General features: G+C 74.0%; 18 protein-coding genes. 3 read left to right on the top strand and 15 right to left on the bottom strand.

Annotated features, from left to right (window positions below):
* Positions 1-128 precede the first annotated feature (128 nt).
* From ACFY0X_RS01245 to ACFY0X_RS01215, 7 genes are all read right to left on the bottom strand, one after another.
* A complete protein-coding gene (locus ACFY0X_RS01245; RefSeq protein WP_387747474.1) occupies positions 129-1,172 on the bottom strand; it encodes an NAD-dependent epimerase/dehydratase family protein in 1,044 nt (347 codons plus the stop codon).
* A 15-nt stretch (positions 1,173-1,187) separates the two neighbouring features.
* Positions 1,188-1,766 carry a flavin reductase family protein gene (locus ACFY0X_RS01240; RefSeq protein ID WP_387747472.1) on the bottom strand — a complete coding sequence of 193 codons (579 nt, stop codon included), beginning with the start codon at positions 1,764-1,766 and terminating at the stop codon, positions 1,188-1,190.
* Positions 1,763-2,260, bottom strand: coding sequence for an acyl-CoA thioesterase (locus ACFY0X_RS01235; protein WP_387747470.1), 498 nt, complete (start codon positions 2,258-2,260; stop codon positions 1,763-1,765). The genes ACFY0X_RS01240 and ACFY0X_RS01235 overlap by 4 nt, the downstream gene beginning before the upstream one ends.
* Complete coding sequence (locus ACFY0X_RS01230) at positions 2,260-8,151, bottom strand: SDR family NAD(P)-dependent oxidoreductase (protein ID WP_387747468.1); 5,892 nt, start codon at positions 8,149-8,151, stop codon at positions 2,260-2,262. Before ACFY0X_RS01230 ends, ACFY0X_RS01235 begins: the two co-directional genes overlap by 1 nt.
* A gap of 275 nt (positions 8,152-8,426) precedes the next feature.
* Entirely contained in the window at positions 8,427-9,488 is a 1,062-nt protein-coding gene (locus ACFY0X_RS01225) for a carboxymuconolactone decarboxylase family protein (protein WP_387747466.1), read from the bottom strand.
* Between the two features lie 39 nt (positions 9,489-9,527).
* Complete coding sequence (locus ACFY0X_RS01220; RefSeq protein ID WP_387747464.1) at positions 9,528-11,183, bottom strand: GMC family oxidoreductase N-terminal domain-containing protein; 1,656 nt, start codon at positions 11,181-11,183, stop codon at positions 9,528-9,530.
* Positions 11,180-11,710: a DUF5987 family protein gene (locus tag ACFY0X_RS01215; RefSeq protein WP_387747462.1), complete on the bottom strand. Its 531-nt coding sequence runs from the start codon at positions 11,708-11,710 to the stop codon at positions 11,180-11,182. The genes ACFY0X_RS01220 and ACFY0X_RS01215 overlap by 4 nt, the downstream gene beginning before the upstream one ends.
* Positions 11,711-12,157: 447 nt before the next feature.
* On the opposite strand from ACFY0X_RS01215, the gene ACFY0X_RS01210 reads away from it, so the two are divergent.
* Complete coding sequence (locus tag ACFY0X_RS01210; protein WP_387747460.1) at positions 12,158-12,937, top strand: helix-turn-helix transcriptional regulator; 780 nt, start codon at positions 12,158-12,160, stop codon at positions 12,935-12,937.
* A 107-nt stretch (positions 12,938-13,044) separates the two neighbouring features.
* Here the strand turns inward: ACFY0X_RS01210 and ACFY0X_RS01205 are convergent, their stop codons facing one another.
* The 3 genes from ACFY0X_RS01205 to ACFY0X_RS01195 form a co-directional block, all read right to left on the bottom strand.
* The gene (locus ACFY0X_RS01205) at positions 13,045-14,403 is read right to left on the bottom strand and encodes a cytochrome P450 (RefSeq protein ID WP_387747458.1); all 1,359 of its coding nucleotides are present in this window, start codon (positions 14,401-14,403) and stop codon (positions 13,045-13,047) included.
* 2 nt (positions 14,404-14,405) lie between these two features.
* The gene (locus tag ACFY0X_RS01200; protein ID WP_387747456.1) at positions 14,406-15,380 is read right to left on the bottom strand and encodes a DUF1702 family protein; all 975 of its coding nucleotides are present in this window, start codon (positions 15,378-15,380) and stop codon (positions 14,406-14,408) included.
* A gap of 91 nt (positions 15,381-15,471) precedes the next feature.
* Positions 15,472-16,497, bottom strand: a complete 1,026-nt coding sequence (locus ACFY0X_RS01195) for a DUF1702 family protein (protein WP_387748052.1) — start codon at positions 16,495-16,497, stop codon at positions 15,472-15,474.
* A 237-nt stretch (positions 16,498-16,734) separates the two neighbouring features.
* On the opposite strand from ACFY0X_RS01195, the gene ACFY0X_RS01190 reads away from it, so the two are divergent.
* A complete protein-coding gene (locus tag ACFY0X_RS01190) occupies positions 16,735-17,460 on the top strand; it encodes a maleylpyruvate isomerase family mycothiol-dependent enzyme (RefSeq protein WP_387747454.1) in 726 nt (241 codons plus the stop codon).
* 121 nt (positions 17,461-17,581) lie between these two features.
* On the opposite strand, the gene ACFY0X_RS01185 is transcribed toward ACFY0X_RS01190, so the two are convergent.
* The 4 genes from ACFY0X_RS01185 to ACFY0X_RS01170 all read right to left on the bottom strand — a co-directional run bounded on the left by ACFY0X_RS01185 (position 17,582) and on the right by ACFY0X_RS01170 (position 23,660).
* Positions 17,582-18,589, bottom strand: a complete 1,008-nt coding sequence (locus ACFY0X_RS01185; protein WP_387747452.1) for an enediyne biosynthesis protein — start codon at positions 18,587-18,589, stop codon at positions 17,582-17,584.
* Positions 18,586-20,514, bottom strand: coding sequence for a CRTAC1 family protein (locus ACFY0X_RS01180; protein WP_387748050.1), 1,929 nt, complete (start codon positions 20,512-20,514; stop codon positions 18,586-18,588). The genes ACFY0X_RS01185 and ACFY0X_RS01180 overlap by 4 nt, the downstream gene beginning before the upstream one ends.
* Positions 20,515-20,916: 402 nt before the next feature.
* On the bottom strand, positions 20,917-22,293 hold the full coding sequence (locus ACFY0X_RS01175) for an FAD-binding oxidoreductase (RefSeq protein WP_387747450.1): 1,377 nt from the start codon (positions 22,291-22,293) through the stop codon (positions 20,917-20,919).
* 125 nt (positions 22,294-22,418) lie between these two features.
* The gene (locus ACFY0X_RS01170) at positions 22,419-23,660 is read right to left on the bottom strand and encodes an acyl-CoA dehydrogenase family protein (protein WP_387747448.1); all 1,242 of its coding nucleotides are present in this window, start codon (positions 23,658-23,660) and stop codon (positions 22,419-22,421) included.
* Positions 23,661-23,841: 181 nt separating this feature from the next.
* Here ACFY0X_RS01170 and ACFY0X_RS01165 point away from each other — a divergent pair, with 181 nt between their 5' ends.
* Positions 23,842-25,230 carry a condensation domain-containing protein gene (locus ACFY0X_RS01165; protein ID WP_387747446.1) on the top strand — a complete coding sequence of 463 codons (1,389 nt, stop codon included), beginning with the start codon at positions 23,842-23,844 and terminating at the stop codon, positions 25,228-25,230.
* A 58-nt stretch (positions 25,231-25,288) separates the two neighbouring features.
* On the opposite strand, the gene ACFY0X_RS01160 is transcribed toward ACFY0X_RS01165, so the two are convergent.
* A complete protein-coding gene (locus ACFY0X_RS01160) occupies positions 25,289-26,626 on the bottom strand; it encodes an extracellular solute-binding protein (protein ID WP_387747444.1) in 1,338 nt (445 codons plus the stop codon).
* Between the last annotated feature and the right edge of the window lie 199 nt (positions 26,627-26,825).

Genomic DNA, 26,825 nt, shown 5'->3' with positions numbered 1-26,825 from the left:
GGCCGCCCCGCCGCCGCCCCCCCGGGGCGGGCCCCGCGCGCCGCCCGGCGCCGCCGCGCGGCGGCCGCCGGCCCCGGGGGGTGCGCCGGCCCCCCCGCCCCCCCCCCCCCCCCGGCCGTCGGTGCGGCTCAGCGGGCCCGGGAGCCGTCCTTGTCCCGCGCGAGCACACCGGCCTGACGTGTCGTCAACTTGCCCTGGCCGTACAGCCAGCGCACCGTGTCGGCCATGGTGTCGGCCGTCGGCCTCGGGGTCAGCCCGCCGGTGCTCGCGGCGGGGTCGACCGGGGCCGCGCAGGCGCAGGTGTACACGGCCCCGTACTCGGCGGGGATGTGCCAGGGCCATCCGCGCTGGAGCAGGCCGGCCAGGGTGCCGACCGGCAGCATGGCCCGGGCGGGGAGGAAGGCCGCGGGCAGCCGCCGCCCGGTGACCTCCCGCAGGGTCCGCACGTACTGCCGGGTGGACAGGTGGCGGCCGGGCCCGAAGTGCCGGTCGGCGCCCGCCCTCGGCGCGGTCAGCAGCCGGGCGTGCAGCTGCGCGGTGTCCCGGACGTCGCCGACCGGGAAGCCGCCGAGCGGCCAGATCGGCATCAGCCCGCGCAGGGCGTTGCGCAGCCGGGCGTTCTGGTCGCCCGGCCCCGGGTCCTGCGGGCCGAGCAGCGCCGGCGGGTAGCTGATGACCACCGGCGCGCCGTCCCGCTGGTGGCCCCGGGCGATCCGCTCGGCCGCGGCCTTGGTCGCCATGTACGTGTCCCGGGGGCGGCCGACCGGGGAGTGCTCCCCGAGCGGCCGTCCAGGGGACGGCAGCAGGGCGACGATGCTGGAGACGTGGACGACCGGGTCGGCGCCCGACCGGCGGGCCGCGGCCAGCACCAGCTCGGTGCCCCGTTCGTTGGTCCGGCGCATCTCCGCGTTCCGCCGGCTGTCGAAGGAGTACACCCCGGCCGCGTGCAGGACGGCGTCGGCGCCGCGCACGGCCCGGGCCGCGCCGCCCTCGTCGGTCACGTCCCCGACGACCAGGTCGACGGCGGCCGGGTCCACCGCCAGCAGGCCGAGCGCCCGTTCCGCGGCCTGCGGGTCGCGGACCAGCATGCGCACCCGGTGTCCGCCGCGGACCATCGCCGCGACGGAGTGCAGGCCGAGGAATCCGGTGCCGCCGGTCACGCTCACCAACATCGGTCCATCCTCCGCTCAGCCGATCCCTTCCGGGTTCCCGCCGACGCCCCGGTGGAAGGCGCCGCCGTAGAACAGCAGCGCCTGCCGGTGGTCGGACCAGTCCGCGGCCAGCACCTCGCCGAGGAAGATCGAGTGGTCGCCGCCGTCGTACTGCTCGGCGAGCTTGCACTCCAGCCAGGCCAGCGAGTCCGCCAGCAGCGGGGCGCCGGTGAACGGGCCGGGCTGCCAGTCGAGGCCGTCGAACTGGGCGGCCCCGAGCGGCCTGCTCTTGTTCGCGAAGTAGCGTGCGAGACGCTCCTGTTCGGCGCCGAGCACGGAGACCGCGAAGGACCTGGTCGCGGTGATCGCCTCGTGCATCGTCGCGGAGCGGGACACACAGCACAGCACCATCGGCGGTTCCAGGGAGACCGAGCTGAACGCGTTGGCGGTCATCCCGTGGACGTACTCGCCGCCCGTGGTCAGCACCGTGATCCCGGTGGCGAACCGGGCCATCGTCTCGCGCAGGGCGCCCGGCAGGACGGCCCGGTTCTCGGCGGCCGCCGGAGCCGGGGCCGGCGGTTTGGTGTTGACCGGGGACCGGCCGTTGCCGATCACAGCGCCCGCTCCGTCTCCACCGGACCGCCGGGCGCGGCCTGGGCCGCCAGGGCCCGCGCGACGGCCGGGCCCTCGGCGTACGGCGCCAGCGCCCGGCGCAGCGCCTCGGGCACCCGGGCGGGGACGGTGGCCGTGTTCGGTCCGCGCATGCACGCGATCCGCTGCCGGCCGCGGGCGACCAGGTTCTCCTGCTCGCCGTCGATCCGCAGGTAGTCGAAGCTGAACTGGATCTGGGTCTGGGTCAGCTCCTCCAGCCGCATCCGGACCGACAGCTCGTCGAACGAGGTGATCTCGGCGAAGAAGTCGCACTCCACCTTGAGGGTGAACAGCTTCAGGTCGTCCTGCAGCTCGGCGAGCACCTCCGGCGCCTTGTCCTTGAGGAACATCTCCCGACAGCGCCCCTGCCAGCGCAGGTAGTTCACGTAGTAGACGTTGCCGACGAGGTTGGTCTCCTCGAACCCGACGGTGTGCCGGATCTCGTAGTAGGCCGACATCAGTTCTCCTTTCCGACGAGGACCGCGAAGAGCACCGGCTCCGTCCGGTCGTTGACGGTGGTCACCCAGGTGGCGACGGACGCGTCACCGGCGGACAGCACCACCCAGCCGCCCGGGTGGACCCGGTCGAGGGTCAGCGCCTGGGTGGTGGCGCCGGACTTGCGCAGGCATTCCAGCGCGCTCCAGACCCGGGTGCCGGCCACCGCCGGGCTGCAGCCCGCATCGGTCACCAGCAGGTCCCGCAGGGCGAGTTGGCCGGCGCCCAGCAGCGCGTCCCAGTCCTCGGCGGTCCGCTCCAGGACGGTCTCGACGTCGCAGGCGAGCCGCCCGCGTCCGGCCACCGCGAGGGTCAGGCCGGCGGCGTGCGAGGCCGACACCGTGGTGCCGTCGAGTTCCGGCGCACCGGCGAGTTCGGGCTTGCCGTCCGGCCGGTGGCGCAGTTCCACCGGCCGGCCCAGCGCCCGGCCGAGTGCGGTCGCGGTGCGGGCCCTGCGGTCCCCGTCCCGGGCGGCGGCCTGGGCCGTGCCGTCCGCGGCGGGCTTCGCCTCGGGTTCGACCACCACCGCGCGGCGGCCGCCCAGCACCCGTTCCAGACCGCGTTCCAGGTACGAGCCGAGCATCGCGGGCACCCAGGGCCCGGCTCCGTCGCGCTTGCGGACGGCGACCAGGGTCAGCCCCTCCCAGCGCTCGACCACCTTCCCGGCCGGGGTGCGCACGTCGAGGTCGTAGACGTAGCTGTCCCCGTCCTGCCAGCGCTCCCTGGCGTCGAGCACGACGTACTCGGAGTCCTGGTCGGCCGGGTCGGCCAGCCAGAGCCGTTCGATGCCCTGCGGCAGCAGGGTGGCGTCCGGCACGCAGCACTGGATGGCGTGCATCATCGCGTCCCGGGTGCCGGGGTCGGCGAGCCGCTGGTCCTGCGGCAGGAAGGCCGCGAACCACGGCGCCTGGGCGGTGGTGGAGATCTCCGCCAGCGCGTGCCGGGCGCTCGCCCGCCGGTACTCCAGCAGCCGCTGGAACCGCTTGCCCTGGAAGAGCACGCTGCCGTACAGCTCGGTCACCGGGTCCACCGGCACCGCCGGCAGGCCGAACTCGGCCGGCACCGGCGTCCCGGGCACCTCGGGCCGCGGGTAGCGCAGCGTGGCCCGGAAGTGGTCGGTGGCGAAGTCGGTGCCCTCGCTGCGCAGCACCACGTCGACCGTCCCGGGATCCCGGACCAGGGCCGCGATCCGGATGGTGGTCGAGCCGCCCGGCCGGACCACCACGGGCCGCCGGAACTCGACGTCCTCCAGCAGCGGCGGGCCCTGGTGGCCACTCACCGCGGCGGCGACCTGGGCCATCGCCTCCATGCCGAGCACGGCCGGGAAGAGCAGGTCGTCCTGGAGCCGGTGGTCGGTCAGGTACGGGTCGCCGCCCTCGGTGAGCTCGGTCTCGGTGATCAGCTCGATGCCGGGGTGGTGCGCCACCACCCGCTCCACGAACCTGGTCAGCGGCAGCTCCTGGCGGACGGTGGCGAGGGTCGGCAGGCCGCCGGCCCGTCCGCTCACCACCAGGACGGGGCCCGCCGACGGGTCCGCGAGCACCTCGCGGAGCACCTGGATGCCGTTCTCGGTGGAGATCGGCGTGATGCCCTCGCGGATCAGCGCCTCGACGACGCCGAGCCGTTCGCCCATGCCCGCGCCCGACCAGACCGACCACTCCAGCGCGAGGGCCCGGGCCTTCGGGTACCGCTGCTGGAAGCGGAGGGTCAGTTCGGTCATCCAGTCGTTGGCGGTGGCGTAGTGCGCCTCGCCGCGCAGGCCGGCCCGGCCGATGATCGAGCCGAAGGTGATCAGCAGCTTGAGGCGCTCCGGCCGGACGGCCGCGAGGACCGCCTCCAGGCCGTCGGTCTTGGGCGCCAGGGTCTGCCGGAAGTCCTCGGCGGTCAGCGCGTCGAGGGCGGCCGGGTGGTTGCGGCCGGCGCCGTGCAGCACCGCGGTGACCGGGCCGAGCCCGCTCTCCAGCAGGGCCACCGCGGCGGCGACCTCCTCGGCCGAGGTGACGTCGGCGCGGGCGTAGCGATAGCGCAGGCCCGCGTCGTCCATCCTGGCGAGGTTGCCGGCGAGTTCGCGGTCGGTGGCCGGGTCGGCGCGGCCGATCAGGGCCAGGGCGGCCCCGGAGTCCTTGGCCATCGCGATGGCGCACTCCGCGGTGATGCCCTTGCCGCCGCCGGTGACCAGCAGGACGTCCCCGGCGTCGAGCGGGGAGCCGCCCTCCGCTGCCGGGCGCAGCTGCAGCGGCCGCAGCAGCGGGACGGTCCGGCCGCCGTCCGCCTGGTAGCGGACCTCCGCGAAGCCGGCCGTGGCGGCGGTCTCGGCGACCACCCGGGCCACCGCCTCGTCGCGGGCGGCCCCCTCGGGCGCGGTGTCGGGCAGTTCGACGACCGTGGTCGGGACGGTCGGGTGCTCCAGGTGCAGGGTCTTGGCCAGCCCGGCGGCGCCGAGCCGGTGCTGGACCACGACCAGCCGGGTGCCCTCGGGGGCGGCCAGCACGGCCCGCCCGGCGGCCAGGAAGAGCTCCGTCTCGTCCGGTCCGCACGCGTCCGGGAGGCAGAGCAGCACGCCGTTGCCGAGGCCCGCGGCGGCGAGCGCGGTGCGCAGCGGCTCGGCCAGCGGGTGGCCGGGCGTGCTGTGGACCGTCCAGTCCCCGGCCGGGCCCGCGGGGCCGGGCTGCGGGCGGGCCGGCAGGGCGGTCGGGACGTGCTCGACCGCGAAGGGCCGCACCCACGGGGCCACGCCGTCGACCTCGCCCGCCGGCGCGGCGCCGTCCTGCGCGGTCCCGGCCAGCTGGTCGATCAGCTCGGCGATCCCGCCCAGGTTCACGGTCGCGTAGTTGGGCGTGGCGGCGAGCACGGGCCGGCCGAGCGCCCGGGTGACGTCGTTGACGATCTGGCCGATGGTGATCGAGCTCAGGTGCAGGTCGTCCATCGGGTGGGTCTGCGCGGTGACGGAGTCCAGCGGCAGTTCGACCCGCTCGGCGGCGAGCCGGCGCAGCAGCTCCAGGGTGGAGTCCTGGGCCGCGTCGGTGTCCGCGGACGCCCGCGCGCCGTCCCGCTCGTCCCGGCCCGGTCCGCCGTCCCGGGCCACCGGGTCGGCCAGGTCCGCGTCGATGGCCGGAGCCGCCTCGCAGGGGTTGGCCAGGAAGGTCATCGCACCGTCGGCCGGCAGCGGCCGCACCAGGCGGTCGCCGAACAGGGCCTCGGTCCGCAGCGGCACGCCGAGCACGTAGGCGGCGCCGGCGACCCTGAGCAGCGGGCCGAGCGAGGCGCTGTCGGTGTCGACCGCCAGGGTGGTGAGGTCCGGGGCGATCTCCGCCAGCAGGCCGGACAGCACCCGGCCCGGGCCGACCTCCACGACCAGGTCGGCGCCGGCGGCCGCCGCGGTGGCGGCCTCCTGGAACCGGACCGGGAGCAGCACCTGCTCGCGCAGGACCTCCCGCAGGTCGGCGGACGGGTCCAGGAACCGGCCGGTGACGGTGGAGGCGATCGGGCGGACCGGCTCGCTGAAGTCGAACTCCGCCAGTTCGGCCGCCATCGCGACCGCGGCCGGCTCGACCAGCGGCGAGTGGAAGGCGTGCGACACGTTCAGCCGGGTCGCCGTGACGCCCTCGGCCGCGGCCCGGCGGCAGACCTCGTCGACCGCCTCGGCGGGGCCGGAGAGCACGGTCTGCCGGGGCCCGTTGTAGCCCGCGACGACCACGTCCTGACCGGCGGACAGCCGGGCGGCCTGCTCCGGGGTCGCCGCCAGGCCGGCCATCGCGCCGCCGCCGCGGCTCGCCCGCGCCATCACCCGGCCGCGGACGGTGGCCAGGCGCACCACCTGCTCCTCGGTCATCGTGCCCGCCCAGTGCAGGGCGGTCAGCTCCCCCAGGCTGTGGCCGACGGCGGTGTCGGCCCGGATGCCGATCGCGTCGAGCACCCGCAGGGCGGCCAGCGAGCCGGTGACGATCCGCGGCTGGGCCACCTGGGTGGCGACCTGGTCGTCGCCGGTGGGCACCGCGGCCGCCCGGAACACCTCCTCCGCCGCGGCGAACCGGCGCCGGATCGCGCCGACGGCGCCGCGGCCGGAGCCCTGGCCCGGGAAGAGGTAGACGATCCGCGGGGCGGTCCGGGCGCGGCCGAGGAAGACTCCCTCACCGGCCGAGAACGCCTCCCGCGCGCCGGAGTCGAGCAGGGCCAGCAGCCGTTCGAGGCCGCGTACGGCGTCGTCCGGCGTGGTCGCGACGACGGCGGCGCGCACCGGGCCGCCGGCCTGCCGGTCGGCCAGCGTGCCGGCCAGGTCGGCCAGTTCGGCCTGGGCCAGCTTCGGCACGAGTTCCAGCAGCCGGGTCGCTTCCGCGCGCAGCGCGGCCGTGTCCGGCCCGTCCAGCAGCAGCAGTTCGGCGTCCTGGCGGCCGGCGACCAGCCGGGTGGTGCGCTCGTCGAGCGCCTCGCGCCGGGTGCTGCCGGGCGCCTGGGCGACCGCGACGTGGGTGTTGATCCCGCCGAAGCCCATCGCCGACACCCCGGCCCGGACCGGCTGGTCGGCCGGCCAGAGTTCGGCCTGGCGCGGGACGTACATCGCCGCGTCGTCACCGAGCAGGCCGGGGTGCGGGTCGACGTGGCCGGTGGCCGGGGGGATCACCTGGTGGTGCACGGCGAGGGCCGCCTTGATCAGACCGGCGACGCCCGCGGCGGCCTTGGTGTGCCCGAAGTTCCCCTTGACCGTCCCCAGCGCGGCCGGACGGGCCGTCGGGTCGGCGAGGCGGCGGGCGGAGGACAGCGCCTCGATCTCGGTCGCGTCGCCGAGGGCGGTGCCGGTGCCGTGGCCCTCGAAGTAGGAGACCGTCTCGACGCCGTAGCCCGCCCGCTGGTAGGCGCGGGTCAGCGCCAGCCGGTGGCCGCCGGCCTCCGGCCGGGTGATGCCGCCCTTGCCGTCGGAGGAGACGCCCCAGCCGCTGATGCTCGCGTAGATCCGCCGGCCCTGCGCCACCGCGTCCCGCTCGCGCATCAGCACGAGCATGCCGGAGCCCTCGCCGGGCCAGAAGCCGTTGGAGTCCCGGTCGTAGACCTTCATCTCGCCGGTGGCCAGCGCGCCGGTCTTGGCGAAGCCGATCACCTCGAACGGGTCGATGGAGAGGTCGACGCCGCCGGCGACGGCCACGTCCAGCTCGCCGTCGGCGAGCGCCTTGGCCGCCGTGACGACGGACAGCAGGGAGGAGGAGCAGGCGCCGTCGACCGTGTAGCCGCCACCGCGCAGGTCGAAGTGGTTGCAGATCCGGCCGGCGATGGTGTTGGCGAGGCCGCCGGCCAGCGAGTCCTCGTCGATGGCCGGGAACGGCGCCTTGTACTGCGGCTCCAGCTCCTGGAGGAACTTGGCGACGTCGCCCTCGGACCAGCCCTGGCCGGCCAGCGCGGCGGCCACCGTGCGGCGCACGTACGGCCACCGCAGCCGCATGATGTTGGCCCGCGAGAATTCCCCGGTGAGGCTGTTTCCGACCACCACGCCGGTGCTCTGGTGGGGAAGGCCCGAACCGTCCGGGAATCCGGCGTCGGCGAGCGCCTCGGCGGCCACGTCGAGGGCCAGCCAGTGCGTCAGGTCGGTCGCCCGGTAGGTGCTCCCGGCGACGCTGTACTTGATGCGGTCGAACGCGTAGTCCCGGAGGACGGCGGCCTTCTTCGTGTAGTGCCGGTCGGGCGCGCTCCGGTCCTCCGACCAGTAGTCCGCCTGGTTCATCCGCTCGTCCGGCAGCCGCCGGAAGGCCCGCCGACCACCCAGTACGTTGTCCCACAGTTCGCTCGCCGAATTGGCGTCCGGGTAACGGAGGCCAATTCCCACGATAGCGATCCGCTCACTGCTCACGTATTCACCACCCATGGAGATGAATTGACGGCGAATATTGTCGCCGGCTCGACTCTCTGCACTGTCGTCAAGCGTGCATCCGCGGCCGTCCGGATGTCTTCTCCGAGTTTGCTTTCCGGCTGGTCCGGGCCGGTGCTTTTCCATAACGGCGTGATGCCGCTTTTCCATAACGGTGTGATTTCCTGGCCGCGCTATTCGATAACGCCGTGATTCGCCGGCCGGCCGCGCCGGGAACGCACCGAGGCCCCCGCCGGTCGGCGGGGGCCTCGGTGGTGCGGGCGTACGCGGGGTCAGGGGCCGGCGGCCGCCGGGACGCGGTCGCCGAGCCGGGCGCCCAGCTCCCGGGCCGCCGTCAGGGCGGCCCAGGAGGTGAGCTCGATCAGCGCGGCGTCGCCCGGCCGGTCGCGCCGGAATCCGGCGACGGTACCGTCGTCGACCTGGTACGAGGCCTTGGCGGTCAGCAGGGCCAGCCGGCCCGCCGCACGCTCGTCCTCGGGCAGCGCCGACACCGCCTCCTCGACCCAGCCGCGGCCGAGCCCCGGCGGCCGGCCGTCCCACCCGGCCAGCTGGTCCACGACCAGGCCGCGGACGCCGTCCGGCACGGACCGGGCGCCCGCCGCGTCGATCACGGCGGCCGCCCGGGCGAACGCCCCGGCGACGCTCGGGGTGCCCGCCGCCCAGCGCAGGTCCCCGGGCAGCGGCGCGGACGCCAGCAGGTCGAGCGAGGTCCCGGCCGGCGGGGCGACCCGCGCGCCGCGGCGCATCAGCCGGCCGAGGACGGCCCGCGCCGCCGACCGCGCGGCCGCCGGGAGGCCGGCCGGGAGCGGGCTGTCCGCGAGGAACAGGTTGACCATGCGGTTGAGGTAGTGGAAGGTGACCGCCACCCCGACCAGTTCGGGCGCCGCCTCCGCCGGGAACGGCGGCCCGGCGTCCGGCGTCCGCCCGTGGTCCCCGTCCGCGCGGAACCAGTCGGCCGCCGCCTCCGCCGCCGCGCGGGCCGCACCCGGGGCGCCCGCCCCGGGCAGCAGCGCGCCCAGCGTCGTGCTGTGCACCTCCACGCAGTACGGGCAGGCGTTGGCGGCCGAGACGGCCGCGGCCACCGCCTCCTTGGTCGCCCGGTCGACCCGCCCGCCGGCGACCAGGGTCTCCCGCAGCATCACCCAGGAGGCGGCGAGCACCTCCGGCGCGGCGGCGTGCAGGCCGATCGGCGGTGCGAGCATCCCGAACTCCCGCTCGACCTCGGCGAAGACGCGGGCCACCTCCTCCCCCGCGTCGGCCGGCCGCACCGGGGCGACCCGGTGGATCCCCGCCATGGACCTCCGCAGGGCCGGCCGCAGGAACGGTGTCGTCATGTGCCCTCCTCGATGGCTCGATCCGGCGCCGGGTGTCCGCTACCGGCGCATCAGGCCGGGCAGCTGCACCTGCACGCCCCGCCGTCCGCTGGTGCCGCCGTCCGGCGCGGGCGCGCCGTACCTGACGTTCACGCCGCGCTCCTGGGCGGCGGCCACGATGCCGGGGATCGCGCGCTCGGCGAGCGCGGAGATGGTCAGCGCGGGGTTGACCGTCAGCGCCCCCGGGACGGCGGAGCCGTCGGTGACGAAGATGCCCGGGTGGTCGCGCAGCTCCTGCCGGTCGTCGAGCGCCGAGGTCCCCGGGTCGTCGCCGATCCGGCAGGACGCCAGCGGGTGCACGGTGTAGGCGCCCACCAGGTCGTTGGTCCACGGCATCACGCGGGCCAGGCCGTCGCGCTCCAGGATGTCCTTCACGACCGCGTCCGACTCCTCCCAGGCGCGCAGGGTGTTGGCGGTCGGCCGGTAGGAGATCGTCCCGCGCCCGAGCATCTGCTGGGAGATCCGCTGCGCGTTGCCGGTGGCCGGCGGCGGGCCGAAGACGCCCTCGTTGTCGTCCTCGATCATGGTGAAGACGGTCAGCCAGGACTGCCACTGCCGGACCAGTTCCTTCTTCTCCACGCCGAACCAGCTGGGCCCGCTCGCGTCGGGCACCTGGGCCAGGATGGTGCCGAACCCCGGCGGGAAGTAGAGCTGCTCCAGGGAGAACCGGCGGTGCTCCGGCAGCGAGCCGTCGAGGTTGTCCCAGCTGGCCACGACCGGGCCCTTGCCGATCTGGTTGGCCCGGAACGCCCGGCCGTCGGAGCGCTTGAGCCCCAGCAGGTCGCGGGCCCGGTCCTCGTCGACGACGGCCGTGTTGAGGCGCTCCCCGTTGCCGGAGAAGTAGCGGCCCACGGCGTGCGGCATGGTGCCCAGGGTCGCCTCGGAGCGCTGGAGGATCACCGGGGTGGCGCCGGCGCCGGCGGCGAGCACGATGATCTTCGCGTCGATCGTGCCGCTGCCGACGTGCACCCGGTAGTCCTCGTCGTCGACGACCGAGTAGTGCACCCGGTAGCCGCCGTCGTCCGTCCGGGACAGCTGCTGCACCTCGTGCAGCGGCCGGATCTCGGCGCCGTGCGCGAGGGCCGCGGGCAGGTAGTTCAGCAGCAGCGACCGCTTGGCGTCGAAGCGGCAACCGGACATCATCCAGTTGCAGTTGGTGCACTTGGCCCGGTCGATGGCGGCCGGGACGGGGTTGGCGCTGCGTCCCGCGTGCTCGCAGGCGGCGGCGAACAGCCCGCCCGCGTACGTGACGTCGTTCCAGTCCTGCCGGGTGATGGGCAGCGCCTCCTCCACCCGGTCGTACCAGGGGTCGAGGACGTCCCGATCGATGGCGGCCGGCCACATGCGCCGGCCGATGCTGCCGCGGCGCTCGAAGACGAACCGCGGCGCGCGCGGCATCGCGGCGAAGTACACCACGCTGCCGCCGCCGACGCAGTTGCCGCCGAGCAGGCTCATGCCGTCGCCCACCACGAAGTCGAAGATCCGGGTGTACGAGGAGCCGAGCATGAAGTCGTGGTCGAAGTCGTCCGCCTTGAGCCACGGGCCGCGCTCCAGGATGGTGACCTTCGCGCCGCCGGCCGCCAGGTGGTACGCCGCGATCGCGCCGCCGAAGCCGCTGCCCACGATCAGGACGTCGGTGCTCTCGGTGCTCGTCATGCGGGACTCCCTGAAGACGTGGTGTCCGGGTGGGGATCGGCCAGCTGCTTGCCGTACGAGAAGTCGGGGAACCGCCACAGGCCGTCCTCGTCCGGCTTCATGAAGCCCATCCCGGTGAGGCCCGGGTGGCCCGCCGCGAGCGCGTCCGTGGTGTGCATGTGGGCGGCGGTGTCGAAGGCCATGTTGGCGAACAGCGCCAGCAGGACCCAGAGTTCGCGTTCCTGGTGGTCCTTCCCGGTCAGTGCCTGCACCAGGCTGGTCCGGTCGGCGAACGGCAGGGCGACGAACGGCGGCACCGAGTCGTCGAGCCGCAGGCCGTGCTCGTCCGCGTACGTGGCCGCGTGGCGGTTCAGCGCCTGCTCGTAGTCGTCCAGGGCGTCCGTGAGTCCGGTCGCGGGGGTCTCCAGCAGCTCGATGGCGCCCGCCTGGACGGCGCCGCCGCCGGTCGAGGCCCCGGCCACCGCCCGGTCGTCGGGGGAACGCTTCTCGCCCGGGACGATGGTGTCCGCGAACGCTTCGAGCGTCATGGTCCGGTAATCGTGTCGATCTGAGGTAGGCGAGCCCACCGGCATCTCCTCAGGTTCTTGTCGAAAAGCGGGCCGGCGCGCATCGGCCGATCCCGATTCGCATACGCGACTGTGGCATCGTGCGCGCAATTCGCCCTCGCCTGCATCTCCCGTGTTGCTGAGGGCCACCGGCGGCCGTTCAAACCTGAATTCCGGGACTTCTCACCGGTCGGGCATGCCAGCGGCAAGTGCCACCGAACCATTGCGACTGTCATGTGCCTGCTGCTACGGTCGTCACTTGCTATGGCGGCGACAATTGTCAGCTTCGCCTTTCCGAAGGGGGTCCTCCCTTCGCTTGCCTGGCACGGACGGTCGGTCGGTCACCGCGGCCGCGACTTTCGTTCCCGATCATCGCCAGGATGGAATTTCCGTTCATCCGCAGGTGCAGCGGAGAATCTGGAGCCAAAGATGACATCTGCCATCGAGCAAGCCGTTTCCCGGGCCATCGAGACCATGCACGACAACATCGGTGAGCTGCTGACCATCGACGACATGGCGCAGGCGGCCATGTACAGCAAATTCCACTTCTCCCGGGAATTCCAGCGGATGACCGGGGTCTCGCCGCGGCGGTTCCTCTCCGCCATCCGCCTCGAAACGGCCAAGCGCCTCCTCATCGAAACGTCGTTCACGGTGACCGAGATCAGCCACCGCGTGGGCTACAACAGCGTCGGTACGTTCAGCTCGCGGTTCGCCAGCAGCGTCGGCGTCCCCCCCACCACCTACCGCCAGCTCGGGGGTTTCACTCCCCGGATCGAGGTCGACTTGCGCGGCGTGGCCCGCGGCACGGAGCTCTCCGCCTTCCGCGGCGAGATCCGCGCCCCGATCGCCGGGGACCTCGGCCGGGTCTACGTCGGGCTGTTCCCGACCCGGGTCCCGGAGGGGCGGCCGGCCGCGTGTACCGTCCTCCCCCGCCCCGGGGTCTTCTTATTCGACCAGGTGCCGGCCGGCACCTGGTACCTGCTGGCGCACTCCGTCCCGGCCGCGTTCGACGAGGTGCTGACGGGTGACCGCGAGGTCTCGGTGGGATCGGTCGGACCGGTCGAGGTGCGGCCGGACGTCCCGCTGCTGCCGATCGAACTGCGCCTGCGCCCGGCCCGCGTCCTCGACCCGCCGGTCCTGCTGGCCCTGCTGGACGCCCGGGCGGTGGCGCTGGCCACCGAACGTGCCCTGATCACCGACACCGCCTGATCCGGCGCGGCCGGCACCACGGCGGCCTCCGCACGGAGCCCCCGCGACGGACGTCGCGGGGGCTCTGCCGTGCGGGCTCCGCCGGACGGGACCGGCGGGGCGGTTCCTCAGCCGACGGACCGCACGGTCATCGGCAGGCCGCCGCGCACCCGCAGCGACAGCATCGGCTCGGCCACCACGCGGTAGCCGGGCACCTTGGCCAGCCGGAGGTCGCGGGCGACCATGGCGATCGTGAAGGTCGCCTCCAGCAGCCCGAGGTGGTTGCCGATGCAGAACCGCGGCCCCGCCCCGAACGGGATGTAGGCGTAGCGCGGCCGCTCGGTGGCCCGGTCCCGGTCGAACCGCTCCGGGTCGAACTGCTCCGGGGCGTCCCAGAACCGGGGGTGGCGGTGCAGGGTGTACGGGCAGATCAGGACGTCGGCGCCGGCCGGGACGTGGTACCCGCCGACCTCGTCGTCCGCCTGGGCCTGCCGGGGCAGGATCCACACCGGCGGGTAGAGCCGCATGACCTCCTCCACCACCATCGAGGTGTACCGCAGGCGGTGCAGGTCGTCGAACCCGGGCAGCCGGTCGCCGAGCACCTCGACGGCCTCGGCGTGCAGCCGGTCCATCACCTCGGGGTGCCGGTCGGCCAGGTAGAAGGTCCAGCCGAGGGTGCTCGCCGTGGTCTCGTGGCCGGCCAGCAGCAGGGTGACCAGCTCGTCGCGCATCCGCTGCCGGGCGACCGCGGCGTCGGGCTCCTGGCGGGTGGCGACGATCAGCCGGGACAGCGCGTCGTCGCCCTCGACCTCCCCGCCGTCGCGGGAGACCCGCTCCGCCACCAGCCGGTCGACCACCTTCTGCAGGTCCTGCCGGGCCTTGCGGAAGCGCAGTTGGGTGGACAGCGGCACCCAGCCGGGCACCATGCCCATGGTGACCATGTCGAACATCGCCTGGTCCTGCACGGCCTCGAAGTCGTGCCCGACCGCCTCGAAGGCGCTGAGGTCGACGTCGAGCAGGGTGCGGCCGAGCACCCCGAGGGTCAGCGCCGTCACCTCCTTGACCACGTCGACCGGTCCGCCGCCCTCGTGCGCCCGCAGCCGGCCGACCAGCTTGGCCGCCTCCTCCGCGACGGCGTCGGCCTGTTGGACGATCCGCTTGTGCTGGAAGGCGGGCTGGATCTGCCGGCGCTGCTTGCGCCAGAGCTCGCCCTCGCTGGTCAGCAGGCCGTTGCCGAGGGCGCGCCGGGCCTGGGCCAGCCCGATCCCCTTGTGGTAGTTGGCCGCGTTGTCCGCGAGCACGTGCTTGGCGTGGTCGGGGTGGTTGAAGAAGTAGAGCGTCTTGGGGCCCATGGAGATCCGCACCGCGTCGCCGTACTCCGCGGCGGCGGAGCGCATCATCGAGAGCCGGTCCCCGACCAGCCTGCGCAGCAGGACGGGGGCGGCCCGGCGCGGCGGGCCCGGCGGCACCCGGTGGCCGGCGGCCACGGCTAGCACCCCCCGACGGCGGGGAAGCGGTCGGCGATGGCCTGGCGCCACACCTCGTACGCGGGCAGCGCGCCCGGCACCGGCCCGGCCGGCCGCACCTCCTGGGTCACCGCGGCCGCCTGGGCGGACGACATGCCGCAGAAGACGCGGGTGGCCAGCTCGGTGTGCGGCACCAGCAGCCCGGCCCGGATCCGGGCCTCCGCGGCGAACGCGCTGCCCTGGGCGACCATCGCCCGGTGGACGCCGGCCCGCTCGCGGAACGCGCACAGTTCGGCCTCGCCCACGCCCCCGGCGTAGGTGGCCGCGAGGCCGGCCCCGCCGTAGAGGTCGGACCACCGGGACTCCGGGAACTTCTCGATCATGGTCGCGACCAGGTCCGCGTCGGTGCCGCCGACGAACCACAGGGCCCGGCCGATGCCCTGGTCGATGGCCCGGCCCGCGTACGACGGGTGGTCGTGCGCCGGCCAGGGGAACGCCGGGTCCCGGTACTGCTGGTGGACGTACCGGTCGGTGCGGAAGTAGGCCTGGTGGAAGCCGTACCCGTCGAGCACCAGCCAGCGCAGCAGCGGGTCGAGCGCGTCGATGTCGGGCCAGCGGAACCTCGGCAGCCGGGCCATCGCCCAGCCGATCCCGACGTAGACCATGTAGACGTGGTCGGCGCCCCGGCCGGCGAGGAAGCGGGCCACCGAGTCGCGGCCGGTCAGCCGCAGCCCGTCGAGCATGGCGAAGCCCATTCCGGCGCCCTCGTAGGCGAAGCCGCGGAACCGGACCGGGATCTCCTCCAGCGGGTGTTCCGCCTCCGCCGGGTTCCGGGCCTCCACGGCGTGGGCGTAGCCCTCCAGGAAGCGCGCGCCGACCGTCTCCAGGATTTCCTGGGCGGCCGGCGACTTCCGGTGGAAACCACGCGTCTCCAAGAGCGTTTCAGAGGTGTTCGGGGTGAGAATTCGACGTCGGAGCGTCCGCCATGCACTGGCCACGCCATACTCCTCTCAGGTTCTCCCGCGAGGCGGCCGATCCGCCCCGCGGCTGGGTTCGCACCCGTCCGGCCCGGGCCCTGCGCGCGGGCGCTCAGCGCGTCCGGGCCGTCGGGAGCGGCGCGGGCCCGCCGTCCCCGAAGTGCGCGCGCACGTTCGCCCGCCACAGCTCGTACGGGGGCGTCCCGCCGGCGGCGCCCGGGGCGGGACCGTCCACCGCGCAGTCGTCGGCGAGCTTCGCGGCCGCCTCCACCGACAGGCCGGTCAGGCTCGTCGAGGCCACCTCGGAGTGCGCGGGGACGAAGCCCGCGTACGCGCGCGCCTTGGCGGCGAACACCGACCCCTGGGCGAGCTCCGCCCGGTGCGGTCCCGCCGTGTCGGCCAGCCCGGCCAGGCCCTCGGCCGTGCCGCCCCCGGCGAAGGTCGCGGCCAGTCCCACGCCGCTCCACAGGTCGCCCTGCCGGTCCGCGCCGAACTTCCGTACCGCGGCCGCGACATGGGTCGGCGATCCGCCGTGGATGAACCACAGCGCCCGTCCGACGCCCTGGTCGACCGCCCGCTGGAAGTAGCCGGGCGCGCCCTGCCACGGGTACGGCTTCGGCCGGCTCTGCTCGTCCACCCAGCGCCGGGTGTGGAAGTAGGCGAGGTCGAAGCCGTAGCCGTCGACGGCCAGCCAGCTCATCGTCGGGTGGTAGGGCGTCCCGGTGAGGTCCGGCAGCACCTTGCGCCACAGCGACCTCGGCAGCCGCGCCATCGCGAAGCCGATGCCGATGTACGCCAGGAAGATGTGCGGCTGCCCGGGCCCGGCCAGCAGGTCGCGGGTGCGGTGGCCGCCGCCCGTCGCGTCCAGGACGGTGAAGGCCATCGTGGCGCCCTCGTACGCGAATCCGCGCTGTTCCGGCTCGACCAGGCCGAGCCTGCGCTCGACCTCCCACTGGCTCCGGGCGTCGATCCCCCACTCGAAGCCGCAGACCACCGCCTGGGGCACCGCCTCCAGCCGTTCGGTGGCCTCCGTCGGCGTCACCGGGAAGCCGCGCCCGGCGAAGGTCACCGAGGCCAGTGACGGTGTCAGTACCAGCCGGCGCAGCGATCCGAAGGTCGTCGGCACGATGCCTCCCATGCTCACGTCCAGAAATCCACGGTCCCCCCATGGTCCTGACGTCCTGTCACGGTCCGCATCTCCGCGGTTGCGTTCCTGGCCCCGCCCGGCCCGCGGGCATCTTCGGACGTGCTCCGCCCGCCTGCGCCGGCCTTCCCGCGGGGCCCCGGCACCACAATGGAACCGGCCCGCGCGAGACCGGAGTTCCGGCGTCGCCGGTCCGTCCCGTCACGGCCGTCCAACCGAAGGAGAGCCCGTATGAGCACGTACCAGCGCAACGCCGAGGCCACGTCCGGGTCGCTCTGGGAGCGGGTGCCCGACCACCTCGCCTACCGCGGTTCCCGGGAGTACATCACCGGATTGGTGGAGCGCCCCGGGGTGGCCGGCGTTCCGGTGCCCGCCTGCCCGGGGTGGACCGTCCTGGACGTGGTCGGCCATCTGCTGGAGGTCTGCCGGACGGTGGCCGCCGACGCGCCCGGCAACCTGTGGGAGGTCCCGCACGACGGCTCCGGCGACGGCCTCGCCGGCCTGCTCGCCGAGTGGGCGCGGCTGGACGGCCCGGTGGAGCGGGTGGTCACGGAGTCCCCGCAGCTGCGGCACACCATGCTGATGATGGACGCGTTCACCCACGAGCTCGACATCCGGGGCGCGCTGGGGGTGCCGGTGGTGCCGGAACACCCCTCCTACCCCTCGTCGTTGGACCTGGTGGTCCGGGGCTTCTCCGCCGCGGTGCGCACCCTGGGCCTTCCGGCGCTGCGGATCGAGACGCCGGGCGCCGAGTGGCTGGCCGGCGACGGCGAGCCGGCCGCCGTGCTGCGCGGGCACCGGCACGACCTGCTGCGGTCGCTCACCGGCCGGCGGTCGCTCGGCCAGATCGCCGAACTGGCCTGGAGCGCCGCGCCCGGGCCCTGGCTGCCGGCGTTCACCTGGGGGCCGTTCCACCCGCCGGCGAAGCCCGTCGAGGCGGTGCTCGCCGAGCGGTAGGCGGCCGGCCCGCCCTTCCGGCGGAACGGCGAACGGCGCTGTGGCGCTGCCCGGTCGGGCAGCGCCACAGCGCCGTTCGCGGTGTCACCCGCGGTGGTTCAGCGGTGTCACCAGCGGTGGTTCAGGCCGCGACCGCGCCGATCTGCTGCGGCTGCGCGGCCGTCCCGTCCGCGGCGCCCGCGCCGGTGGCGGCCGCCTGCCGGGACCGCTGGAGCAGGTGGGCGACCCACCAGCCGATCCCGCGCAGGGCGCAGACGATCGTGGTGGCGTAGAACAGGGTGTAGACGACGTTGAACACCATCAGGACGCCGTAGACCATGGCGACCGAGGAGCCGAACATGAACTGGGCGCGGGCCTTCATCGGCGTCGTCCCCGGGTCGCTGATCATGTAGTTGGTGAACAGCACGAAGGCGACGCCGGTCATCGCGCCGAGCGCGGAGAACAGCGCGACGTCCCAGATCCAGTGCCGGACGAACGCCTGGATGGCGAACGCGCCGAGCCAGCCGACGATCAGCGGGGTCCGCTTGGTGAGCAGCGCGTTGATCACCGTGCCCGCGGTGGCGATGATCAGCGGGATCATGACGCGGAAGAAGGTGTTCGCGTTCTCGGTGAACTGGTACGGCGGCGAGATGCTGAACCAGGAGCCGAAGCACAGCAGCGACATGGTGATCCCGAAGTTGGACGGGTTCATGTAGTGCCGCATCCGGCCGGCGATCGGCGCCTGCAGGGCGTGCTTGCCGCCGACGCCGACGACCACCCCGAAGAACAGCGGCAGCAGCTGGTTGTTGCCGTACGTCAGCATGTTGACCGCGAGCGCCGTGATGTGCGCCGGCAGCAGGAACTCGTAGAGCCCCCGGCCCCCGTTGCCGCGGAAGCGCGGCGCGCGGCGCTGGGCCCAGGCGCTGATCAGCTCGAAGCCGAGCTCACAGGCGTAGGCGGTGAACACCGCGATGAACGGCCACAGCCAGGGCTGTTCGAAGCCGAGCAGGGTGTAGCCGAAGGTGTTGAACACGCTGATGGAGATCGCGAAGTTCCGCAGGGCGAGGTAGCGGGGGTCCTTGGGCTTCGCGGGGGCGGCCGGCGCGGCCGCCGGGGCGCCGCCGGGCTGGGCTTGCGCGGTCGCGCTCATCGGTTCGGGACCTCCTGGACGTCACTGGTCAGCATCAGGGAGTGGGTGCCGGGGGTGATCTCCTGGGTCTTCTCGTGCAGCCCGCCGGCGGCGTCCCGCCAGGTCAGCTTGACGGTGACCGGGCCCTGGTGGGAGCCGAGGCCGAAGCGCACGTCGAAGCTGCGGTAGCCGCCGTGGCCGCCGCCGCCGTCGAGCTGGGAGATCTGGTTGCCGTCCGGGGTCATGACGCACACGGTGGCGCCGTACGCCGGGGCCCCGGTGTTCACCAGGCCCTGGCCCGCTCCGCCCTCGGCGGTCGGCCGGTAGAGCCGCAGGTTCAGCTGGTTGCCGAGGTTCGGCGAGGTGTTGGCGTAGAAGGCGGGCGGCCCCCACTGGCGGGCGACGGCGAAGTCCAGCTTGCCGGTGCCGGTGGTGTCGCCGGTGGCCAGGCCGCGGGTCGGGGTCGGCACGTCGATGCCCAGCTCGGAGCTGATGTTGACGTACGGGCCGCCGGGGGTCTTGGCGTAGAAGGCGATGGCCTCGTCGCCGGCGATGTCGTCGCCCGGCTGGACGTTGGGCCACATCGCGGGGTTGGAGAGCAGGTCGTCGTTGGTCATGGCCATCTCCTGCAGCCACGGCCAGCGGTTGATCTTGCCCTTCACGAAGCCGGTCGCCTGGAGGACGTTGAGCTCGCCGCTGTTGAGGAAGTCGCCCATCTTGGCGTCCCAGCCCCAGCCGCTCCAGGCCATCCCGTGCTCCTGGGCCTCCTGCTTGAACGGCGCGATGCCGGCGGCGAGTTTGGCCCGCATGTCGGCCTCGTCCTTGGACTTGTTGATCCAGACGAAGTTGCTCTCCTCCAGGCCCCAGGCGACGGCGATGTTGCTGACCATCATGTCGAACTTGCCGTCGCGGCCGAGGTCGCCGAAGTCGACGCCCATGCCCTTGAAGGAGCCGTTGCCGAGCACGAAGGACTTGGGCGTGGTCGGGGTGCGCTCGCCCTTGGCCTCGGTGAGCTCGATGTGCCCGGGCGTCGACCGGTTGTACAGCAGGTGCCCGTGGCCGAAGTCGTTGGCGATGTACAGCTCGGGCAGCCCGTCACCGGTCAGGTCGGCGCCGGAGATGGCGAGCGTCCACCCGGTGGACGCGTCGTAGGGGATGGCGCCCTTCTCCTCCACGTAGGACACCGTGGGCTCGGGGCCCGAGGTGCTCTGCTGCCAGCGCAGGACGTGGTCGCCGCCGGCGTTCTTGGCGCTGGACAGCGAGTCGTTCATCTCGACGTTGTTCAGACCGTTCGGGTCGAGCACGTCGGAGTCGGGGAAGTAGTTGCCGATCACGATCGACGGGTGTCCGCTGCCGTCGAGGTCGCCGACGTAGTCCGCGTCGGTGTTCCAGCGCGGGCCGTGGTACCTCCCGTCCAGCGACTCCGAGGGGATCAGCTCCCGGGGCACGTAGGCGCTCGGGGACACGGTCGTGGCGTCCGACTTCGCCATGAACAGGATCGGCGTCCGGCCCCAGTACGTCACCAGGAGGTCCATCCGGCCGTCCGCGTTGAAGTCCCCGGGCGTGCAGGCGGTGGGCGCCATGGCCTCGTCCATCGGCAGCGGCTTGCCGTCCAGCACGAAGGGCGTGAACCGGTCGGCCTCCCGGGCGGTCGGCGTGTACGTCACGATCACGCTGTCGGTCCTGGTGTCGACGATGCACATGCTGTCGGCGACACCGTGCCCGGTGAGGTCGTTGATGGCGATGCTGGCCCCGACCGAGGAGATCCACGAACGGATCTTCTGGTAGGCCGGGTTGACGTTCCGGACGGTCTTCATCGGCCGCTGGTCGTAGCCGGGCGGCATCGCGATGGGCATCTCCTTGAAGCCGTACTTCTTCGCGACGTCCTCCGCGCCGGCCACCGCGACCGAGCTCCTCGCCGCGAAGAACAGCGAGGCGGCCACCATGATCACCACCAGGCCCGGTACCAGTCTGCGGAATCGTTCACGGTTTGACACCGAATTCCCCTCTCAGCAGATCGCGTACGACCCTGCTCTCGCATCGAGTGCACGACGCGGCCGACTCCTGCGGGCCGGAAAAGGCCCGGGGTCCGGAATCCGCGTTCCCGGAATGCGACGGTGAATCCCACTTCACGCGCAGGTCTACTGCACGAGCATGAACTCCGCGCGCTGACAAAGGCATCTCTCACATTGCTCACCGACCCGCCCCGGCTTTTACCGGGAATTGGCCGGCGGGGGAATCCCGCCGTTCGGCCGGCCGGACACGCCGAAGCGCCCTCCGGAGGTACGCGGAGGGCGCTTCGGCGGGTGCGTGCGGTGTCGCCGGCGGTCGGTTCCCGCCGGCGCGGGTCAGTAGCGGGCGGAGGCCCCCGGCGGCACGTCGTGGCGCATCCACCCCGACGGGTCCACCCGGCGGCGCACCCGGTCCACCCGCTCGACGGCGGCCGCGGACAGGTGCCGCTGCGGTTGCTCCAGGCGCTCGACCAGGGTCGGCGCGGTCCGGCCGGTGTCCCAGGGCGCCAGGGCGGAGCGGACCTCGGCGCAGTGCGCCCGGACCGCCGCCGCCGAGGCCTGGTCGACCGCCAGGCCGCCCGCCGTGAACGCGAAGGCGGCGTCGAGGTGGCTCAGCGCCCCGCCGTTCGGATCGGGCACCGCGAGCGCCCCGCCCAGCTGCCGCAGCTCGGCGTTGACCAGCGGCGAGCCCGAGCCCTCGCCGAGCACCTTGAGGAACGTCTCGGCGCCGTCCGCGCCCAGTGCGGAGAGCAGCTGGTGGTCCCCGAGCACCGGCACCGGGTCGGTCGGGTCCATGTGGGTGCCGACCACCGCCGACGGGGTGGTGGTGCACCAGGTGTCCAGCACCGGTCCGGCGACCGCCCGGAACCGGCCGAGCAGGTCCGCGGCCCGGCGTTCGGCCGTCGCCAGGCCGTCCTCGGTCGGGCTGAGCACCACGCCGGCCAGGCACACCACCGGGCCGCCGGTCAGCTCCGGCGGGATGCCGGGCACGGCCGGCAGGTTCATCACCCGGAACACGGTGGTGACGGCCTCCGGCGCGTCCCCGGTCCAGTCCAGCCAGCGGGACAGCAGCTCGGGGCCGTGCGACGCGGGCCAGAAGGCCGCGCCGGTGACCACCCGGGCCGCCGGGAAGAGCCCGACCTCGATCGCGGTGACGACGCCGAGTCCGCCGCCGCCCCCGCGCAGCGCCCAGAACAGCTCCGGGTCCTCACTCGCCGAGACCCGGCGGAACTCGCCGTCCGGGGTGACGAGTTCGACCGCCCGGACGCTGTTCACGGCGAGCCCGGCCCGGCGGCCGTAGAAGCTGATCCCGCCGCGCAGCAGGAAGCCGACCACCCCGACCGTGGGCGAGGTGCCGTGCGGCGCGGCCAGCCCGTGCGCGGCGGCGGCCTCGACCACCTCGCCCCAGCGCGCGCCGGCCGGGACCCGGGCGGTGCGGGCCACCGGGTCGACCACCACCGGGCCGTCGGGCTCGGTGCGGATCAGCAGGCTGTCGTCCATCGGGCGGGCCGAGGAGGCGGCGTGCCCGGTGGTGTGCACCCGGACCCACCGCCCCTCGTGCCGGGCGTGGCGCAGCGCCGCCCGGACCTGCTCGACGGTGCGGACCGTCACCGCCGCCGCGGGCCGGACCGGGGCGGCCAGGTTGAACACGGCGGTCGCGGCGGCGTAGCCGGGCTCCCCGGGCAGCGCGACGGCCTGCTCGGTCTCGGTCATGACGGGAACTCCTCGGGTCGACGGGCTGCTCGGCGGACGGCTTCGGCGGACGAGTTCGGCGGACGGGTTCGGCGGACGGGTTCGGCGGACCGCCTGACGGACTGCGTGACGGGCTGCTCGACGCGCTACTTGACACCGAACCGGGCGCGGGCGAGCTCCCGGGTGGTCACCGCGGACAGGAAGACGCCGATCCCGGAGTGGCTGTGCAGGGTGGACAGGTCGCGCCAGACCCGCTCGATCCGCTCGCCGTGCCGCACCGAGCTGGAACCCGCCGTCGGGAACAGCTGCCCCTCCACGGCGTGCCAGCACAGCCGGATCACCTCGCGGCAGATGGTGGCCAGGCGCAGGTCGTGCTCCCGGGTGAAGGCGCCCGGCCCCCGGGCGCACAGCTCCTGCCACTGGGTGACCGCCTGCCGCACGGCCGCCTCGGCGGTGGCGATCATGCCGGCCGCCTCGCCGTACCAGAACTGGTAGTCCGGGTCCTCGGCGCGGGTGACCACGGGCGGGAACAGCGTCGTGCGGGAGACCATCAGCTCCCCGTAGGCGTCCAGCGCGCCCTGGGCCATGCCCACGGCGAGCGAGGCGACCTCCAGCACCATGAAGCTGAGCGAGCCGCCGCCGTACTCCGGGTTGCCGTGCAGCCGGTAGCCGGGCGTGCCCCCGTCGACGAGGACCTCGCTCATGTGGGTCCGCGGCAGGGTCAGGTGGTCCGGGACCCGGCCGTCCTCGATCACGATGCTGTGCGAGCCGCTGCCCTTGAGGCCCAGCTGGCCGCCCCAGTCGTCGAGCCGGCGGAACTGCTCGCGCGGGGCGACGAAGAGCATCGGCGCCGGCGGTTCGCCGTCCTCGCCGGGCATCGGCACGTGTCCCATGAAGTGGGTCGCGTACGGCGAGCCGGAGCAGTAGTTCCAGGTGCCGTCGATCCGCCAGCCGCCGTCCCCGTCCCGCTCCGCCGTGCCGTTCGGGACGATGGTGGCCGGGCAGATGAAGTCGCCGCCGGCGAACAGCTCGGCCTGCGCGCGCTCGCCGAACAGCGAGGCCGCGGGCAGGGCGTGGGTGGCGCCGAGGCAGTACATCCAGCCGGTCGACGGGCAGCCGCGGGCCAGCGTCGTCGCCACCCGCAGGAACGTGTCGATGCCGAACTCGTAGCCGCCGTACCGTTTCGGGACGAGGATCCGGTAGAAGCCGGCCCGGGCGAACGCCTCGTGGGTGTCCTGGGCGTAGTAGGTACGCTGTTCGGTCTCGGCCTGCCGGGGCACCAGGAGCGGCGCGATGGCCTCGGCCCTGGCGATGATCTCCTCGGGTGTCAGACCGGGCTCGGGCGGCTGCGGCGAGCCGGACCCTGCGGCATTCGTGGCGACCGTCATGTGCGCGCGGCTCCTCTGCGGTTCGAGCGGGCTTTCCCGCGGGACTTTCCCGGCCAGCGTCGCGCGCGGACCGGCCGGGCCGCATCTCCCTGATTGCCAGCACGATCGAAGAACCGCGGCGGCGGGGCGGTTGCTACGGTTCCGGGGCGAATTCGCCCCGGAACCAGTGAGAGGAATTCCCATGAGCCTCGATGGAAAGCCGCAGTCGGACGCACCGGTGGGCAGGACGCCGCTCTCGTTCAACCAGGAATTCCTCTGCGGCTTCGACCGCGGCGACGACGAGGGGCCGTTCGGGCCGCGGTTCCACATCGTGCACGGCTGGCGGCTGCGCGGGAAGGTCGACGCCGCGACGCTGCAACTGGCCCTGGACGACGTGGTGGTGCGGCACGAGGCGCTGCGGACCGCGATCGTCCGGGGCGAGGGCGAGCGGTACCAGGAGGTCCACCCGCCCACCCCGGTCCGGCTGGAGCTGCGGGAGCTGCCCGGAGCGGATCCGGCGGCGCGCGAGCAGGCGGTCGAGGACCTGATCACCGAGGTCGAGTCGGGCACCATCAGCGCGCGCGAACTCCCGCTGCTGAAGGCCACCCTGCTCCGCTTCGACGAGGACGACGCGGTCCTGGCGCTGGTCGTGCACCACACCGCGGCGGACGGCTGGTCGGTCCGGCTGATCATCCGCGACCTCGCCGTCCGCTACGCCGAGCGCCGCGGGCACCGGCAGCCCGAGCTGCCCGACGCCCTGCCGTACCGCGAGTTCTCCGCCTGGCAGCGGGAGTACGCGGCGGACCCGGCGCTGGAGGAGTCGCGCGCGTTCTGGCGGGAGCGGCTGGCCGGCGCCCGGATCCTCTCGGTGCCCACCGACCGGCCGAAGTCCTCCGGCCTGCCGGAGGCCACCGCCGTCCACCGCTTCACCGTCGACGCCGAGTTGACCGCCCGGGCGGTGGAGATCGGCCGCGCGCTGCGCAGCACGCCGTTCATGGTGCTGCTGGGCGCGTTCGCGGTGATGGTCGCGCGGTCCACCGGGACCACCCGGGTGGTGGTGCCGACCTTCTCGCCGGGCCGCGGCGAGGACCGCTTCCACCACACCGTCGGGCCGTTCTTCAACTTCCTCCCGCTGTGCACCGAGCTGGCCGGGTCCCGCGACTTCGCCGAGGTGGTCTCCCGGATCCGCACCACCAGCCTGGAGGCGTACGCCCACGACATTCCGTTCGGGCAGATCCTCGCGCAGGCACCGGAGTTGATGCTGCCGACGCTGGAGGACGGGCGGGCGGCCTGCGTCTTCCAGGTGTTCCCGTTCCCGTTCCTGCTGGACGGCGAGCTGATCGGGGACCTGGAGTACACCGAGGTGCGCCGCCGGCTCACCTCGCAGCCGGTCGGCTCCGACGTGCCCAACGGCGCGCTGTGGACGCTCAACCTCGACCCGGCCGGCGACGTGGTGGCCGGCATCCAGTACAACAGCAACCTGTACGACGAGAGCTCGGTGGCGGAGCAGGTGGACCGCTTCCGCGAGGTGCTGCGGGAGCTGGTCGGCGCGCCGGACGCGCCCCTGGACCTCCGCCCCGAGCGTTCCTGAGCCCGGGGACCGGGTCCGACGGCCGCCGCCGGGCGGGGCCGTCGGACCCGGTCCGTTCTCAGCCGACCCTGATCGGGCCGCGCGGGCGCAGGCCCCGGCAGGCGTCGTTGTAGTGGTCCAGCAGCCGCTGGGCCTCCGCGTTGGCCCGGGCGAAGCGGACCCGCGGGTCCACGTCGGTGACCAGGACGTCGTGCATGGCGGTGGTCAGGACGTCCTGGATCCCGGCGAACTCCCCGAGCAGCGCGCCCCGGGCGGCCGGCGAGCCGGAGTTGGCGGCGAGCTGGTCCAGCGCCGTGCGGAAGTGCGGGTTGCGCCGGAACCAGCCCTCCTGCTCCAGCAGGTCGATCGCCCCGCCGGTGACCGGGATGAACCCGGTCTCCCGGTGCCGCTCGGCGGCGGTCCGCGGGGTGTTCAGGTACTGCATGAAGGCCAGGGCGCCGTCCTGGGTCCGCTGGTCCAGGCCGGCGGCCAGCCAGAGCGCGTCCCCGCCGATCACGTTGCCCGCGTACGGCACCCGGTCGTTGTACGGCATCCGGCAGGCCCGCACCTCGAACCCGCCGTCCCGGCCGGCCTGGGCCATCCGGGCCGCCTCGACCGAGGTGGTGAGGGTGAAGGCGACCTCCTGGTCGGCGAAGGCGCGGAAGTTGCCGTCCCAGTCGACCTCGGTGTTCACCCGGCTCGGGTGGTAGCGGTACAGGCCCGCCCGGTGCAGCCCCCGCCACCACTCGACGTAGGCCAGCATCGCGTCCGAGTCGAGGTACAGCCGCTCGGCGCGGCCGGACCGGCCGTTGTCCTGGTCGGCGAGCAGGGCGCCCTGCTGGGCCACCGACTGCTGGAACCACCAGCCGTGGTTGGGCCAGGTGATCGCGTGGGCCGGCCCGTCCGGGAGCGCGGCGACGGCCCGGCAGGCCGCCTCGATCCCGGCCCAGGTCTGCGGGACCTCGGTGATCCCGGCCCGCTCCAGCAGGGTGGTGTTGGCGTAGAGCAGCGTGGTCGAGGTGAGCGGCGGCATGGCCGCCACCGCGCCGTCGTAGGTGTAGTAGTGCCGGGCGGCGGGCGCGACGTCGCCGAGCACGACCGGCTCGCCGAGGATCTCGGTGCGGCCCGCGATCGCCCGCTCGACGGAGGTGAACAGCGGTGACCCGTCGGGCCGTCGGGCGTCGAGGGCGTCCCGGGTCGAGGTGTAGAAGTACTGCGCGATGGTCGGCGCCTCCCCCTTGCCGACGGCGTCGTGCACCGCCTGGGGCACCGACAGCCAGTCCGCGCCGGTGACCCGGATCCGGTACTCGGGGTGGTTGGCCGTGAACTTCTCCGCCAACTCCCGTGTCCGGTCGAGAAAGTACGGCATGAACGGATAGAGCGGGACCACGATGTCGATGTCGGTTCGCTGGCTCATTCCGGAGTCCTTCCTGCACAGGCCGGGCGATTCAGATGCTCATGCTCCGGGGGCGGCCGGACCGGGGCATCTCCGCAAGTGCTGAGTCCGGCGGGCCTGACCGCCCGGGTGAGGGCAAGCGCGCACGCCGGGAGAAGCGGCCTCCGCATCCGGGCTGGCACGCTCGATCCGTCCGGTGAACTGGCAGCAAGGAGAGGCG

The sequence above is a fragment of the Kitasatospora sp. NPDC001547 genome (assembly GCF_042894165.1).
Taxonomy (GTDB): Bacteria; Actinomycetota; Actinomycetes; order Streptomycetales; family Streptomycetaceae; genus Kitasatospora.
This window is presented reverse-complemented; position numbering and strand designations above follow the sequence as displayed.